The sequence below is a fragment of the Clostridium sp. genome, assembly GCF_036660475.1.
Lineage (GTDB): Bacteria > Bacillota > Clostridia > Clostridiales > Clostridiaceae > Clostridium_J.
The window spans coordinates 94,375-107,834 of sequence record NZ_JAVXAO010000009.1 but is presented as its reverse complement, the minus strand read 5'-3'; the positions used below and the strand labels follow the sequence as shown (position 1 = coordinate 107,834).

Annotated in this window: 16 protein-coding genes; all 16 read left to right on the top strand. The window is 31.8% G+C overall.

Features of this window, described 5'->3' with window-relative positions:
• The first annotated feature begins 117 nt into the window (after positions 1–117).
• The 16 genes from prmA (at position 118) to RSA29_RS12905 (ending at position 13,414) form a co-directional block, all read left to right on the top strand.
• Positions 118–1,053 carry a 50S ribosomal protein L11 methyltransferase gene (prmA, locus tag RSA29_RS12980; protein WP_346943877.1) on the top strand — a complete coding sequence of 312 codons (936 nt, stop codon included), beginning with the start codon at positions 118–120 and terminating at the stop codon, positions 1,051–1,053.
• Between the two features lie 24 nt (positions 1,054–1,077).
• The gene (locus RSA29_RS12975; protein WP_346943876.1) at positions 1,078–1,833 is read left to right on the top strand and encodes a 16S rRNA (uracil(1498)-N(3))-methyltransferase; all 756 of its coding nucleotides are present in this window, start codon (positions 1,078–1,080) and stop codon (positions 1,831–1,833) included.
• Positions 1,833–3,140, top strand: coding sequence for a tRNA (N(6)-L-threonylcarbamoyladenosine(37)-C(2))-methylthiotransferase MtaB (mtaB, locus tag RSA29_RS12970; RefSeq protein WP_346943875.1), 1,308 nt, complete (start codon positions 1,833–1,835; stop codon positions 3,138–3,140). The genes RSA29_RS12975 and mtaB overlap by 1 nt, the downstream gene beginning before the upstream one ends.
• Positions 3,141–3,320: 180 nt before the next feature.
• Complete coding sequence (locus RSA29_RS12965) at positions 3,321–3,665, top strand: histidine triad nucleotide-binding protein (RefSeq protein ID WP_346943874.1); 345 nt, start codon at positions 3,321–3,323, stop codon at positions 3,663–3,665.
• 133 nt (positions 3,666–3,798) lie between these two features.
• Positions 3,799–3,975 carry a 30S ribosomal protein S21 gene (gene rpsU, locus RSA29_RS12960; protein ID WP_035128888.1) on the top strand — a complete coding sequence of 59 codons (177 nt, stop codon included), beginning with the start codon at positions 3,799–3,801 and terminating at the stop codon, positions 3,973–3,975.
• A gap of 21 nt (positions 3,976–3,996) precedes the next feature.
• The gene (locus RSA29_RS12955; RefSeq protein WP_346931904.1) at positions 3,997–4,446 is read left to right on the top strand and encodes a GatB/YqeY domain-containing protein; all 450 of its coding nucleotides are present in this window, start codon (positions 3,997–3,999) and stop codon (positions 4,444–4,446) included.
• 330 nt (positions 4,447–4,776) lie between these two features.
• A complete protein-coding gene (gene yqfC, locus RSA29_RS12950; protein WP_346931905.1) occupies positions 4,777–5,070 on the top strand; it encodes a sporulation protein YqfC in 294 nt (97 codons plus the stop codon).
• Positions 5,048–6,217 carry a sporulation protein YqfD gene (gene yqfD / locus RSA29_RS12945; protein ID WP_346944437.1) on the top strand — a complete coding sequence of 390 codons (1,170 nt, stop codon included), beginning with the start codon at positions 5,048–5,050 and terminating at the stop codon, positions 6,215–6,217. The genes yqfC and yqfD overlap by 23 nt, the downstream gene beginning before the upstream one ends.
• Before the next feature lie 14 nt (positions 6,218–6,231).
• Positions 6,232–8,403 carry an HDIG domain-containing metalloprotein gene (locus RSA29_RS12940; RefSeq protein ID WP_346943872.1) on the top strand — a complete coding sequence of 724 codons (2,172 nt, stop codon included), beginning with the start codon at positions 6,232–6,234 and terminating at the stop codon, positions 8,401–8,403.
• A 1-nt stretch (position 8,404) separates the two neighbouring features.
• Complete coding sequence (ybeY, locus tag RSA29_RS12935; RefSeq protein WP_346931908.1) at positions 8,405–8,905, top strand: rRNA maturation RNase YbeY; 501 nt, start codon at positions 8,405–8,407, stop codon at positions 8,903–8,905.
• Between the two features lie 31 nt (positions 8,906–8,936).
• Entirely contained in the window at positions 8,937–9,635 is a 699-nt protein-coding gene (locus tag RSA29_RS12930) for a diacylglycerol kinase (protein ID WP_346943871.1), read from the top strand.
• Between the two features lie 136 nt (positions 9,636–9,771).
• Positions 9,772–10,170, top strand: a complete 399-nt coding sequence (locus RSA29_RS12925; RefSeq protein WP_346931910.1) for a cytidine deaminase — start codon at positions 9,772–9,774, stop codon at positions 10,168–10,170.
• A gap of 10 nt (positions 10,171–10,180) precedes the next feature.
• Positions 10,181–11,062 (top strand): GTPase Era, encoded by an 882-nt coding sequence (gene era / locus RSA29_RS12920; protein ID WP_346931911.1) that lies wholly within the window; start codon positions 10,181–10,183, stop codon positions 11,060–11,062.
• 22 nt (positions 11,063–11,084) lie between these two features.
• Positions 11,085–11,807, top strand: a complete 723-nt coding sequence (recO, locus tag RSA29_RS12915; RefSeq protein ID WP_346943870.1) for a DNA repair protein RecO — start codon at positions 11,085–11,087, stop codon at positions 11,805–11,807.
• Between the two features lie 11 nt (positions 11,808–11,818).
• Positions 11,819–12,340 (top strand): DUF4342 domain-containing protein, encoded by a 522-nt coding sequence (locus RSA29_RS12910; RefSeq protein WP_346943869.1) that lies wholly within the window; start codon positions 11,819–11,821, stop codon positions 12,338–12,340.
• Between the two features lie 441 nt (positions 12,341–12,781).
• Positions 12,782–13,414, top strand: coding sequence for a helix-turn-helix transcriptional regulator (locus tag RSA29_RS12905; RefSeq protein WP_346943910.1), 633 nt, complete (start codon positions 12,782–12,784; stop codon positions 13,412–13,414).
• Positions 13,415–13,460 lie beyond the last annotated feature (46 nt).

Genomic DNA, 13,460 nt, shown 5'->3' with positions numbered 1-13,460 from the left:
GTATAATGAAATTTGTTAAGTAATTAGATGTTTAAATGTTCCCCTAAGGGACATAGTATTAATGGTAATTTATAATTTTAAATTTATAATTTTCAATTTAAAATGGAGGTATATAAAATGGATAGAGATTGGATTGAAGTGACTGTAATTACAAGTAGCGAGGCTACAGAGGCGGTGACTGGGTTCTTTTATAATTGTGATGTAGAAGGGGTTTCTATAGAGGATGTTCAAGATGTGGAGTTTAAAAAGAAGAATCCTGGATATGCTGACTTTATAAATGAATCAGTTTTAACTATACAAGAGGGTGCTTTAGTTAAGGGGTACTTTAAAGAGACTGATAACTTTAAAGATACTCTTGAATACATAAAAAATAGTGTGGATAGTTTAGCCGAATTTGGATTTGATAAGGGTGAGGGCATTGTTACCTCAAATAAGGTCAATGAAGAAGATTGGGAAAATAACTGGAAGCAGTATTATAAACCAACAAAGGTTGGAGATAGAATTGTTGTAAAACCTATTTGGGAAGATTATGAAAAGAAATCGGGAGAGCTTGTAGTAGAGCTTGATCCAGGGATGGCTTTTGGTACAGGGACTCATGAGACTACAAGAATGTGCGTAAAAGCTTTAGAAAAGTATGTAAAGTCAAATTCTACTGTGTTTGATATAGGAACAGGTTCAGGGATATTATCAATCGCTGCAGCTCATTTAGGAGCAAAGCATGCAGTGGGTGTAGATCTTGACCCAGTGGCTGTAGAATCAGCTAATAAGAATGTAGGGTTCAATAATATATCTAACATAGAAATACTTCATGGAGATTTAATGGAAGTGGTTAAAGGTAAGGCTGATATAGTAGTAGCAAACATACTTGCGGAAGTTATTATGTTTTTATGTGATGGTGTAAGAGAATTCATAGAAAAAGATGGATATTTTGTGGCTTCAGGAATATTGAATACTCAAAGAGATATGGTGGTTAATAAACTAGAATCCTTAGATTTTCACATAGAGGAAGTTATGGAAGATGGAGAATGGATCTGTATAGTTGCAAAGAAATAAGATATTGATAGGAGTAAAGTAGAGATGCATAAATTTTTTATAGAGGATAACAACATAGTTGGAGATGTATGTACAATCCAAGGTGATGATGTTAAACATATATATAAAGTATTGAGGCTTAAGGCTGGAGATAAGGTTAACCTAAACAACTGTAATGGTGCTGAATTTATCGGTGAAATACAAGAAGTAAACAAAAAAGAAGTAATAGTTAATATCCTTGAAAAGGTAGAATTAAATAATGAGAGTCCTATAAGAGTACATCTGTTTCAGGGGTTGCCAAAGGCTGCGAAGATGGATTTAATAGCCCAAAAATGTACAGAGTTAGGAATAAGTGAAATAACCCCGATAATCACTGAGAGAGTTGTGGTTAAAGGAAATGAGACTTCAGAGTTTAAGAAGGTAGATAGATGGAACAGAATAGCGTTAGAAGCGTGTAAACAGAGTAAGAGAAGTGTAATTCCAACTATAAACCAGCCTATGGAGTTTGAAGCTTTAGTAAGTGTTCTTAAAGAATTTGATTTAGTAGTAGTTCCTTACGAGAATCAAGAGAATCAAGGAATGAAATATGTGAAAAGTCAAGTGATAGATAAGGATATAAAAGATGTAGCTATAATAATCGGACCTGAAGGTGGGTTTGAAGACAGTGAAATTCAAACGTTAAAGGAACTTAATGCCTTTATAGTGACATTAGGACCTAGAATACTAAGAACGGAAACCGCAGGCTTTGTAGCTCTTAGTCTTATAATGTACGAACTTGGAGATTTAGGAGGAGACATATAATGAAGGTAGCACTATATACTCTAGGTTGTAGAGTTAATTCTTATGAATCAGAAGCTATGGCTGAAAAATTCATAAAGGATGGATATGAAGTTGTAAGCTTTGATGAATATTCTGATGTATATGTTATAAATACATGTACAGTAACAAATATGGGAGATAAAAAATCAAGGCAAATGATAGGTAGAGCAAGACGTAGTAATCCTGAGGCAATAATAGCAGTAGTAGGATGTTATTCTCAAATAGCCTCAGATGAAATAGCTAAAATAGAGGGTGTAGATGTAGTTTTAGGCAGTAGAAATAAGGGTGAGGTTGTCTACTGGGTAAATAGAACTAGAGAAGAGAAGAAGCAAATTATAGAAGTTAGCGACGTGCTTAAAAATAAAAAGTTTGAGGAACTGTCTATAAATGAATATCAAGATAAGACTAGGGCTTTCCTTAAAATACAAGATGGATGTAATAGATTTTGTACTTACTGTTTGATTCCCTTTGCAAGAGGTGCCGTTTGTAGTAAGGAGCCTGAGCAAATAATCAAAGAAGTGAAAGATTTAAGCCAGAATGGCTTTAAAGAAATAATACTATCAGGAGTTCATACAGCTTCCTATGGCGTTGATTTAGATGGAGAGTGGAACTTAGTTAGGGTTTTAGAAGAAATAGATAAAATTCCTGGAATAGAAAGAATTAGAATAGGATCTATTGATCCAACATTCTTCACAGAGGGAGTTATCGAAAGAATATGTGCTTTGAAAAAATTATGTCCACATTTCCATCTTTCACTTCAAAGTGGTAGTGATGGTACATTGAGAAGGATGAATAGAAAGTACACAGCCGCAGAATACAAAGAAGTAGTAGACAATCTTAGAAAATACATGAAGGATGTATCTATAACAACAGATATAATAGCAGGATTCCCGGGTGAATCTAATGTGGAATTTGAAGAGACCTACAAGTTCTTAAAAGATATAAAGTTAAGTAAGATGCATATTTTTAAGTATAGTAAAAGAGAAGGCACCAAGGCTGCAGACATGCCCTTCCAAGTAGATGGAAATTTAAAGGATGTAAGAAGTAAAAAGTTAATAGATTTAAATAATGCGTTAGAGGTAGAATTCATGGGGAGGTTCATGGATAAAGACCTGAAGGTATTATATGAAGAAGCTTTAAAGGAAAAGAAGAATCACTATGTAGGTTATACGGAAAATTATATAAAGGTTATAACAGAGAGTGAAGAGAGTTTAACAGGAAAGATTGTGTCTACAAAAATTGAAGGTATTGAATCAGAGAATATGATTGGTAGAATATTAAAAATATAATGCACTAAGATTAGGTTTAGGAGTATAATATATATGGGATAGAAAATATTATATTATTGTATTCATGTTGAAATGTGGATTTATTAATATAACATGAATTCCTTATTAACTCTGTTTAAAACATAACATTGTACTAAAAAACTAAAGTATGACTTTAAAGTTAAGAATTGAGGTGAAAAAATGTCAGATTGTTTATTTTGTAAAATAGCCAAAGGTGAAATTCCTTCAAACAAGGTATATGAAGATGAAAAAATATTAGCGTTTCACGATATAAGCCCAGAAGCGCCAGTGCATATTCTTATTATTCCAAAGGAGCATATATCATCTTCAAATGACATAAACACGGGGAATGCCATGGTTATTGGTCATATTTTCTCCACTATTCCAGAACTAGTAAAAAAGCTAGGTATAGATAAAAGTGGGTATAGGGTAGTAACCAATGCATTGGAAGATGGAGGTCAAACAGTACCCCATTTACATTTTCATTTATTAGGTGGAAGAAACCTAAAATGGCCACCAGGTTAAAAATATATAAATAAAACGGACGAAAATCTTGACATAAGTTAATGTGAATTGTATAATTGAAAATGTGCTATTTAGGCCTCGCATTGGCTACTTTAAGTAAAATTGAATTGAGCTAGCGGAGGGAGGGATATAAATGTCAGAGATAAAAGTTGGAGAAAATGAATCATTAGAGAATGCATTAAGAAGATTTAAGAAAAAATGTGCAAGATCAGGTGTGCTTTCAGAAGTAAGAAAAAGAGAGCATTATGAAAAGCCAAGTGTTAAGAGAAAGAAAAAATCAGAAGCTGCTAGAAAAAGAAAATTTAAGTAGAATTTGAAAGAAGGTTTAATAATGTCATCCATTAAGGAAACATTACAGGACGACTGGAAAAATGCTATTAAACAGAGAAATAGGTTTAAAGCAAATGTAATAAGCATGGCGAAAGCCTCTATTTTACTAGTTGAAAAATCTGGAGCAATAGAAGTTGATGATGATAAAGTCATTGATATTTTAGCTAAGGAGATTAAACAAAGAAGAGATTCTTTGGTTGAGTTTCAAAAAGGAAATAGACAAGATTTAGTTGAACAAACTAATTCGGAAATAGAAATCTTATTACAATACCTTCCTCAGCAGTTAACGGAAGAACAAATCCGAGAAATTGTTATGAAGTCAGCCGAGAAACTTGGTACTAGTAGCATTAAAGATATGGGAAAACTAATGTCAGATGTTAGACCTCAAGTAAATGGTCGTGCAGATGGCAAGATAGTAAGTCAAATAGTAAAAGAATATCTGAATAAATAAAGGACTCAGTTTACTGAGTCCCTTTTAAGTTGAAGCGAATCTTTAGTTTGTAATTCAACCTAATTAATCTAGCATATATGAACCACAAGTTGAATTAAATTGGTTTGAATACAAATTAATAAGATTTTAGGAAATCCACTCTGGAATAAAAGAGTGGATTTTTTTTATTCATTGGAATTTTTATCAACGTTAGTTTAAATATTGCCTATTATTAGAAATAATAATCTAACTTTAAGTAATTAATCATTAAAGGAAATCATAAAATTTACAAGGGGAACTTTGTATGTGGATACTATAGGTTAAATGAATATTATGTAGAGGTGATTTAAGTTGAGTGATAAGTTATTAAAAGCAAGAGAGCGGGTTGTATATGGATTGGAGTTGCCAGTTGACGTGGCACTTAATTTACCACAAATAACTATATTAGCGGACAAGGAGATAACTGTTGAAAATCATAAAGGGATAGTTAAGTTTGATAGTGACGAGTTGGTTATAAAAACATCTTTGGGGTTGTTGAAGGTTTTGGGGCGGGATTTTGAAATTATTTTTGTAGGAGGAACCACGATAATCTTAAGGGGTAAGTTTAATTCTGTGGTGTATAATGATTATGATGAAGATAAATAATTTTAATAAAAGTTTTTTAAGAGTGGAGATAGAGGCTACAAAGTGTGAAAAGATTTTAAATTACCTTTGGAGCAATAAAGTGGACATAAGACGTGTGAAAAGAAATAATAGGTTTTCTATGACGTTGGATATAAATATGTCTGATTATCATTATTTGGTAGATGGTGTAAATGAATTAAGTGGAAGGTTGAGGATTGTAGAAAGTAAGGGTATAAACTTTTTGTCGTTAAAGCTTAAAGGCAGAAAGGCCCTAGTCGTGGGTGTGGGTCTATTCTTTTTCATGCTATATTATTTAGGAACATTCGTATGGGAAATAGACATTACTACTGATAAATACTTAGCGCCTTTAGAGGTAAGAAATATTTTAAAGGAATATGGTATAATGATAGGAAGTACTAAAGAGTCTATAGATGTGTTGAAGGTTGAGGAGAATTTAGTTACGGCTATTGATGAAATAATGTGGGTTAAAGTTAGGTTGGAAGGCTCAAAACTTAAGGTTGAAATTATAGAAAGGCAAGAACCGCCAACGATAAAGGAAAAAGAATATACGGGGAATTTAGTGGCGAGAAAAAGTGGAGTTATAAATAGAGTGTATACAAGTGCGGGTACTGTAGTTAAAGTTCCGGGACAAGTAGTTAATGAAGGTGAGATAATTGTTAAGGGGCAAGAAGGAAAAGAAGGTAGAGTATTTACAGTAAAAGCTGAAGGTAGGATATATGCAACAACATTCTATGAGGAGACTAAGGAAGTAGAAAATAACATGATAGAAACTAAAAGAACCGGAAATGAATCTGTAGGTTATTTTATAAATGTTAATAATAAGAAAATTTATCTAAAGAAATCATTAAATAACTATATTAATTATGATAAAATAGAAACAAGTTGGGGTGTATTTGTAAAGGAAACTTGTTATGAAACTGAAGAAGTACTAGTTGAGACTAATGTAGATTCTGTAATAAAGGAATTGGAAAATAAAATTAGATTAAACTTGGATAGAGGCGTTAAGATATTAGATGTTAAATCTGAAGTTGAAAAGCAAGAAGAAAAATATAAGGTGAGGGTGTTGGTCACTGTTGAAGAGGATATAGCAAGTAGTGAGGCTGTAGTTTCAGAAGATATAAGCGAGGGAGTCACACCTAGTACCTAGAAGAAGGTGTTAATATGAAATGTAAAAAAATCAGTGGTACAAAAAAGTTTCTGAAAGTAAAACCCTATATTACTTTTATTGTAACCACAATTATAATTTGTGGAATATTAAGCTCCGTGGTAGTAAATAAGAAATACACATTAGAAGTTGGAGAAATAGCTAAAGTTGATATTAAAGCTCCAAAGGATGTTGAGGATAGGATTGCAACACAGAAGAAGATTGAAGAAGAGATAAGACACTTACAAGAAATTTATAACTACAAAACTGAGGTTAGGACCTTAGCTATCGAAAATATACAGAATATGTTTGTCGAAGTTAAGACTATTAATAAAGAAAATGTAGTTGATATTAGTGAAAGAGAAGGGGCAGACACTGAGAAAATAAAAGAGCAAAATGAAAAATTAAAGGCTGAGAAGATAAAAAAGCTGGAGGAAAAAAGTCCTATAAAAAATTTATCTAAAGAAAATTATGGGATTTTGGTAGGATTAAGTGAAAGCGAGTTAGATGCTCTAAATAAAGATATAGTAAAATGTATGAATGATATGTATGACAAAGTTCCTATACATGAAAATAGACCGGAAGATGTGGTTACAGCTCAAGGGTATATAACCACTGTATTTAATACTTCAAGCTATTCTAAGAGTTTAAAAGATTTGGCGATGGCTATAGGGTATTCACAAATAAAGACAACCTACTATGTTAATCATGAGCAAACAGGGCAAGCTAAAGAAAATATAACTAAAAATACAGTGCCTGTAATGTACAAGAAGGATCAAACAATCATAGCAGAAGGGCAACCTATTACTCAATCACAAATAGAACTTTTGAATGATTTAGATCTTTTGGATAATAGTAAATCTACAGGGATATATATATACTTAGCTTTAACATTAATAGTAGCAGGTGTGTTAGGTATACAATTTAAATACATTAAAGCTACAAGGAAAGATATATATGAGGATAATACTAAGATTGTATTAATGAGTATTTTGACAATTTTAACTGTGGTCTTAGCGAGAGTGTTTATAGCGATATCATCATACACAATACCTTTCGCTTGTGTAGCTATTTTATTAACTATATTAGTTGATAGGAAGACCGCTGTAACGATAGGGGTGCTGAATGTAATATTTGTAGCCTTTGTTGTGAAATTCTCTGTAGATTTGATTTTAATAGCATTAATTGATGCTGTATTAGTTCCCATGGTGTTAAAAAGAGTGCAGCAGAGAAATGATATATTGTATTCATGTTTAATTATTGGAGCTATAAACATAATTTTTGCTGGGACAATGGGTTATTTTTTAAGTACAAATGTAGGTGCAATATTTAATAAGGCATTACTTACAGGAGTATCAGCTATAATTTCAGGTATCCTAGCAATAGGGATTTTGCCATTTTTAGAAAATATTTTTGATATAGTAACAAATATAAAATTACTGGAATTAGCAAATCCTAATCACCCACTTATGAGAAGGTTGCTTCTAGAAGCCACAGGTACCTATCATCACTCAGTGTTAGTTGCAAATTTATCGGAAATGGCAGCTGAAAATATAGGCGCAAACCCAATAATGGCAAGAGTTTCTGCATATTATCACGATGTTGGAAAGTTGGAAAGACCATACTACTTCAAGGAAAATCAGGTTGGGATAGCTAATCCACATGATGATATGTCTCCAGCACTTAGTGCGGCAATAATATTATCCCATGTAGATGATGGTGTTAAACTTGCACGCAAATATAATATACCTCAGGTAATTATAGATGTTATAAGCGAGCATCACGGAGACTCTCTTGCTAAGTATTTTTATATAACTATGAAAAATAGAAGTGAAAAACCTGATGAAATAAATGAAAGTGACTACAAATATAGTGGGCCACCACCAAGAACTAAAGAATCTACAATCGTTATGATGGCAGATGGTGTTGAGGCAGCGGTGAGGTCTATACAAAATCCAACAAAAAAGAAAATTGAAGAAATGGTAAATAATATAATAAAAACTAGAATAGATGAAAATCAACTTATTAATTCTGATTTAACTTTTAAAGATTTGGAGAAGATAAAAGAGAGCTTTTTAAAAGTACTGTCAGGAATTTATCATGAAAGAGTAGAGTATCCAAAAGAAAAAATAAATTTAAGCAAAGTAATAAAGGTAAAAGAAGAAATTAACGAAGATGAGGAAGAATAAAATGATTTATATGGATGATAGACAAAACCTTATAAGTATAGATGCAGATTTAAGTAATACTATTGAAGATATCATTAACTATACATTAAAAGAAGAAGAAGTTGAAATACCTTATGAGGTAAGTATAATTTTCGTGGATAATGAAACCATTAAAGAGATTAATGAAGACACTAGGGGAAAAGATAATATTACTGATGTATTATCTTTTCCAATGCTTGGCTATGATGAAAAGTTAGTGTTTAAACAATGTTATGTAGGATATGAGTTTTCTCAAATTGATTTAAATGAAGGGAATCTAGTGCTAGGAGATATAGTGCTATCCCTTGAAAGAGCTATGGAACAAAGTGAAGAATTTGGGCATTCATTCACAAGAGAAGTGTGCTACCTTATAATTCATTCAATTCTGCATCTGCTAGGGTATGATCATATGGAAGAAGATGATAAGAATATCATGAGAGCTCGTGAAGAAGAAATTTTAGAAAAATTTAAAATTCAAAGATAGAAGGAACTAGATTTAAAAAGGCGGTGAAGGTATGAAGGTAAAAAAGCTTGTGGATAGCTTTAATTACGCTATAGAGGGTATTATTTACTCGATTCGGACTCAAAGAAATATGAGAATACATATGATAATAACTATGTTAGTATTAATTGCATGTTTTTTCTTTAATTTAACAAAAGTTGAACTGTTAATACTAACACTAACAATAACTATGGTTGTAGTGTCAGAAATGATAAATACAGCAGTTGAGTGCGCTATAGATGCCACTACAAATTTTTATCATCCCTTAGCCAAAATTGCAAAAAATGTAGCAGCAGGAGCTGTGTTGATAACTGCTATGAATGCAGTATTAGTGGCCTACATAATTTTTTATGATAAGGTGCTGCCTTTTTCACTTACCGTATTATCAAAAGTTAAAAATTCCAATCCACATATGATATTTTTGATGTTGGTAATCGTATGTATTGCAACGGTGGTGGTTAAAGCCCTCTATGATGAAGGTACACCTTTAAGGGGTGGCATGCCTAGTGGACATAGTGCTATATCTTTTGCCATTGCAACTACAATTACTCTATTAACTACGGAACCTTTAATAATGATGTTAGCCTTCCTGTTGGCATTTATAGTAGCTCAAAGCAGAGTTGATTCAGATGTTCATTCTATTTTAGAAGTAGTTCTAGGAGGAGCTTTTGGATCATTATTGGTATTATTATTATATCAACTACTAGGATAAAATTTGGATAAAAGGTTTAAAGGGTGGGACAATAGTATTACTTATGGTGTATACTAGAGTACTGGTGTTATACACTAGTATAAAATCTACTAAGTAGTGTAGGAATAAAAATTCAGTGAGTTGGAGGTAATATAAAATGGATAATAGAGATTTAGTTAAAGCAGCAATAAATGCTAGAGCGAATTCTTATTCACCTTATTCAAAGTTTAAAGTGGGTGCTGCGATTGAGATGGAAGATGGTACCGTATTTACGGGATGTAACATAGAGAATGCTTCATATGGGGCTACAAACTGTGCGGAGAGAACTGCCATATTTAAAGCGGTATCTGAAGGTCATAAAATCATGAAGAAGATTGCAGTGGTAGGGGATATGTCAACTTATACTGCACCTTGTGGTATATGTAGACAGGTTATTGCAGAGTTTGCAGATAAAAATATAGAGATAATATTAATTAAAAATGAAGATGAGTATCAAGTAAAAACTCTAGAGGAAATATTACCAGGAGCATTTACTAAAGAAGATTTACTTAAATAAAGGAGGAAATATGTTTAAATCAGGATTTATAACTATAGTAGGAAGACCAAATGTAGGGAAATCAACTCTATTAAACCAATTAATGGGGGAGAAGTTGTCTATAGTATCAAGTAGACCTCAAACTACGAGAAATAATATACAAACCATATTAACAACAGATGATTCACAAATAGTATTTGTAGACACTCCAGGTATACATGATCCAAAGAGCAAGCTTGGGGATTATATGGTGAAAATAGCTAAGGATTCTATGAAAGACGTAGATGTAGTGCTATTTTTAACAAGTCCAGAGGGGATAGTCAATAAGGCAGATGTACATATTTTAGAGCAGTTAAAAGACTGTAAGACACCGGTGTTTTTAGTTGTAAATAAAATAGATGAAAACTCTGCAGAGAGAGTAGCGAGGACTTTAGATCAATATACACAGATATTTGACTTCGCAGAGATAATACCAATTTCAGCAATGAATGGGAAAAACACAGATAAACTTTTAGAATTAGTGGTTGGTAAATTACCTGAGGGTCCAAAATATTACCCAGAGGATATGATAACTGATCAACAAGAAAGATTTATCATTATGGAAATAATAAGAGAAAAAGCACTAAGATTACTATCTCAAGAGGTACCTCATGGAATAGCCATAGAGATACTTACTATGAAAAAGAATGAGAATGGAAATTATCTTATAGAAGCCAATATGCTATGTGAAAAGAATTCGCACAAAGGCATAATAATAGGTAAAAATGGAGCTATGCTTAAAAAGATATCTAGCTATGCAAAACAAGATGCAGAAAAATTCTTGGGTTGCAGAGTTAATTTAAAGCTTTGGGTTAAGGTTAAAAGTGAATGGAGAGATAGCTCCTTTGTACTTAAGGAACTTGGTTATAAATAAATAGGATTGTAGGTGGTATTTAGTGAGTACCATTAAAACTAGAGGGATTGTGTTAAAAACTCAAGATTATAAAGAAAATGATAAATTATTGTGGATATTCACTGAAGATATGGGGAAAGTATCCGTTATTGCAAAAGGGGCAAGGAAAAGTAAAAATAAAAATTTTTCTAACACCATGCCCTTTTGTTTTGGGGAATATATACTGTATAAGGGTAGAGCACTATATACCTTAAATGAAGGCCGAATAATTGATTCGTTTCAAGATTTATTAAATGATTATGATACTTTAATCTATGGCTCTTATTTCGCTGAACTTATAGACATTACCATGGAAGAAGAAATAAATCATAATGTTTTTTTAGGGATAGTTAAGGCCTTTTATTTAATGAGAAATAAAGCGGTTGATGAAGAACTATTAGCTAGAGCTTTTGAAATAAAGTTGTTAAAGGCTGTAGGATATGGTATTTCCCTAGAAAAGTGCGCTTTCTGTGGATGCGGTATAAATATGTCTAACTACATATCATTTCAGTATTATGGTGGAGTATGTGATAAATGTGATAAGCAGTATGGTACCAAAGTATCAAGTGCTACATATAATGGATTAAAATTCTTAAATAAGATACAGTTAGAAAAGGTTGGGAGATTAAATTTGGACAAAGCTACTAAGGCTGAAATAAAGAAAATTTTATCTACTTTCATGGAATTAAATTACAGAAGAAAGCCTAAAAGTTTATCGTTACTGTAGGGGGAATATTTATGGATGGAAATACTTTTGAAAAAATAGAAATGATAAGAGAGAAAACAAAGTTATCCTTTGAAGAAGCAGAGGCAATTTTAGAGAAATTTAATGGAGACGTAGTAGAAGCATTAATTCATTGCGAAAGAATAAAGCGGAATAGAGATAAAAACTTTAATGAGAGAGTAACTGAGAGTGAATTTGTAAATTATATAAAATCTCTTATTAAAAGTGGTAATGTAGCAAAGATAATTATTAGGAAGGATGAAAATATCCTTGTAAATATACCGGTAAATGCAGGTATATTGGTTGGAGTAGCATTATTGTTACAACCTGTATTAATAGTTATAGGAGCTGCTACAGCAGTATTTACACATTTGGAAGTAGACATAATAAAAGAAGATGAATCCATAGAAGTGGTAAATGTCATTGTGAAAAATACGGTAAAAACAACTGTTAAAGTAGTTACAGAAGTAACTCAAGAATTAAAAAAAGATATAGCGACAACCTATGGGAAGTTTAAAGAAAAGATATCACGGTGATAGTAGTTCTTTGGATAAGTGATTTTAAATTAAAAAAATGTTAAAAATGGAGGAAGCGCCTCCATTTTTTTATTGCTAAAATACAAATAAATGCGAAAATTCACACTATAATACAACATGACGCTTAATTATTCGAAAATATCTTATTTGTGAATAATATCAATATTTTACACAATATAAATAAATGTATTGAAAAATTATACTACTTATTATAATATGATGTTATAATATAAAATGTAGTAAGTGTGTTACACTAATTACTATATAAACACAAGAATTAATAAAAATTATAAAATAATTAATTATTAATATGAATTACAAAAGAGCTAAAGAATGCTAATACTAGAACGGAAGACTTAAATATTATTTAGAATAGAAACAGTTATTTTAATGGTATATCTATAGTGTTAGTACTACATATTTGAAAGGTGGCGAATTGTCATTAAACTCTCGCAAAGACAAGAACATATAATAGAATTAGTAAAAGCAAATCAACCGATAACAAGTGAAGCAATAGCAAAGGAGTTAGGACTGACTCGTTCCGCCATAAGACCAGACTTATCAATACTAACCATGACAGGTATATTGCAAGCAAGACCTAAGGTGGGGTATGTTTGCGTTACGAACAAAGAAAAGAACCATAAAAATAGCGAAATAAGAAGTATATTAGTTAAGGATGTAATGACTAAGCCAATATTAGTTAAAGAAGAAACTACGGTATATGAAGCTATTTTAACACTTTTCTTAAATGATGCAGGAACTTTGTTTATTGAAAATCAAGGCAATCTTTTAGGAGCTGTATCAAGAAAAGATTTTATAAAAATGGCAATGGGAACAGCGGATATGCATAGAGTCCCCGTTGGAATAATAATGACTAGGATGCCGAATATAATCACTGTATTCGAGGAAGACTCAGCCTTTGATGCTGCGAAGAAAATAATTGAGCATCAAGTTGATTGCTTACCGGTTGTGAAACATGAGATTGTAAATGGAAAGGAACTTTCCATTATAGTAGGTAAGGTATCAAAGACAAACATTACAGGGATTTTTGTAAAATTGGGTGAAGGTGAATAAACTAATTTAATGAATCAGAGACTCAAAGCTGGAAATAAATTAGTTC

Bases quoted from the DNA above. Each gene is read 5' to 3' on its own strand.
- rpsU (WP_035128888.1), top strand. From the start codon at position 3,799: ATGTCAGAGATAAAAGTTGGAGAAAATGAATCATTAGAGAATGCATTA.
- RSA29_RS12955 (WP_346931904.1), top strand. From the start codon at position 3,997: ATGTCATCCATTAAGGAAACATTACAGGACGACTGGAAAAATGCTATT.
- RSA29_RS12925 (WP_346931910.1), top strand. From the start codon at position 9,772: ATGGATAATAGAGATTTAGTTAAAGCAGCAATAAATGCTAGAGCGAAT.
- prmA (WP_346943877.1), top strand. From the start codon at position 118: ATGGATAGAGATTGGATTGAAGTGACTGTAATTACAAGTAGCGAGGCT.
- RSA29_RS12910 (WP_346943869.1), top strand. From the start codon at position 11,819: ATGGATGGAAATACTTTTGAAAAAATAGAAATGATAAGAGAGAAAACA.
- RSA29_RS12975 (WP_346943876.1), top strand. From the start codon at position 1,078: ATGCATAAATTTTTTATAGAGGATAACAACATAGTTGGAGATGTATGT.
- mtaB (WP_346943875.1), top strand. From the start codon at position 1,833: ATGAAGGTAGCACTATATACTCTAGGTTGTAGAGTTAATTCTTATGAA.
- RSA29_RS12965 (WP_346943874.1), top strand. From the start codon at position 3,321: ATGTCAGATTGTTTATTTTGTAAAATAGCCAAAGGTGAAATTCCTTCA.
- RSA29_RS12930 (WP_346943871.1), top strand. From the start codon at position 8,937: ATGAAGGTAAAAAAGCTTGTGGATAGCTTTAATTACGCTATAGAGGGT.
- ybeY (WP_346931908.1), top strand. From the start codon at position 8,405: ATGATTTATATGGATGATAGACAAAACCTTATAAGTATAGATGCAGAT.
- RSA29_RS12940 (WP_346943872.1), top strand. From the start codon at position 6,232: ATGAAATGTAAAAAAATCAGTGGTACAAAAAAGTTTCTGAAAGTAAAA.
- era (WP_346931911.1), top strand. From the start codon at position 10,181: ATGTTTAAATCAGGATTTATAACTATAGTAGGAAGACCAAATGTAGGG.
- yqfD (WP_346944437.1), top strand. From the start codon at position 5,048: ATGATTATGATGAAGATAAATAATTTTAATAAAAGTTTTTTAAGAGTG.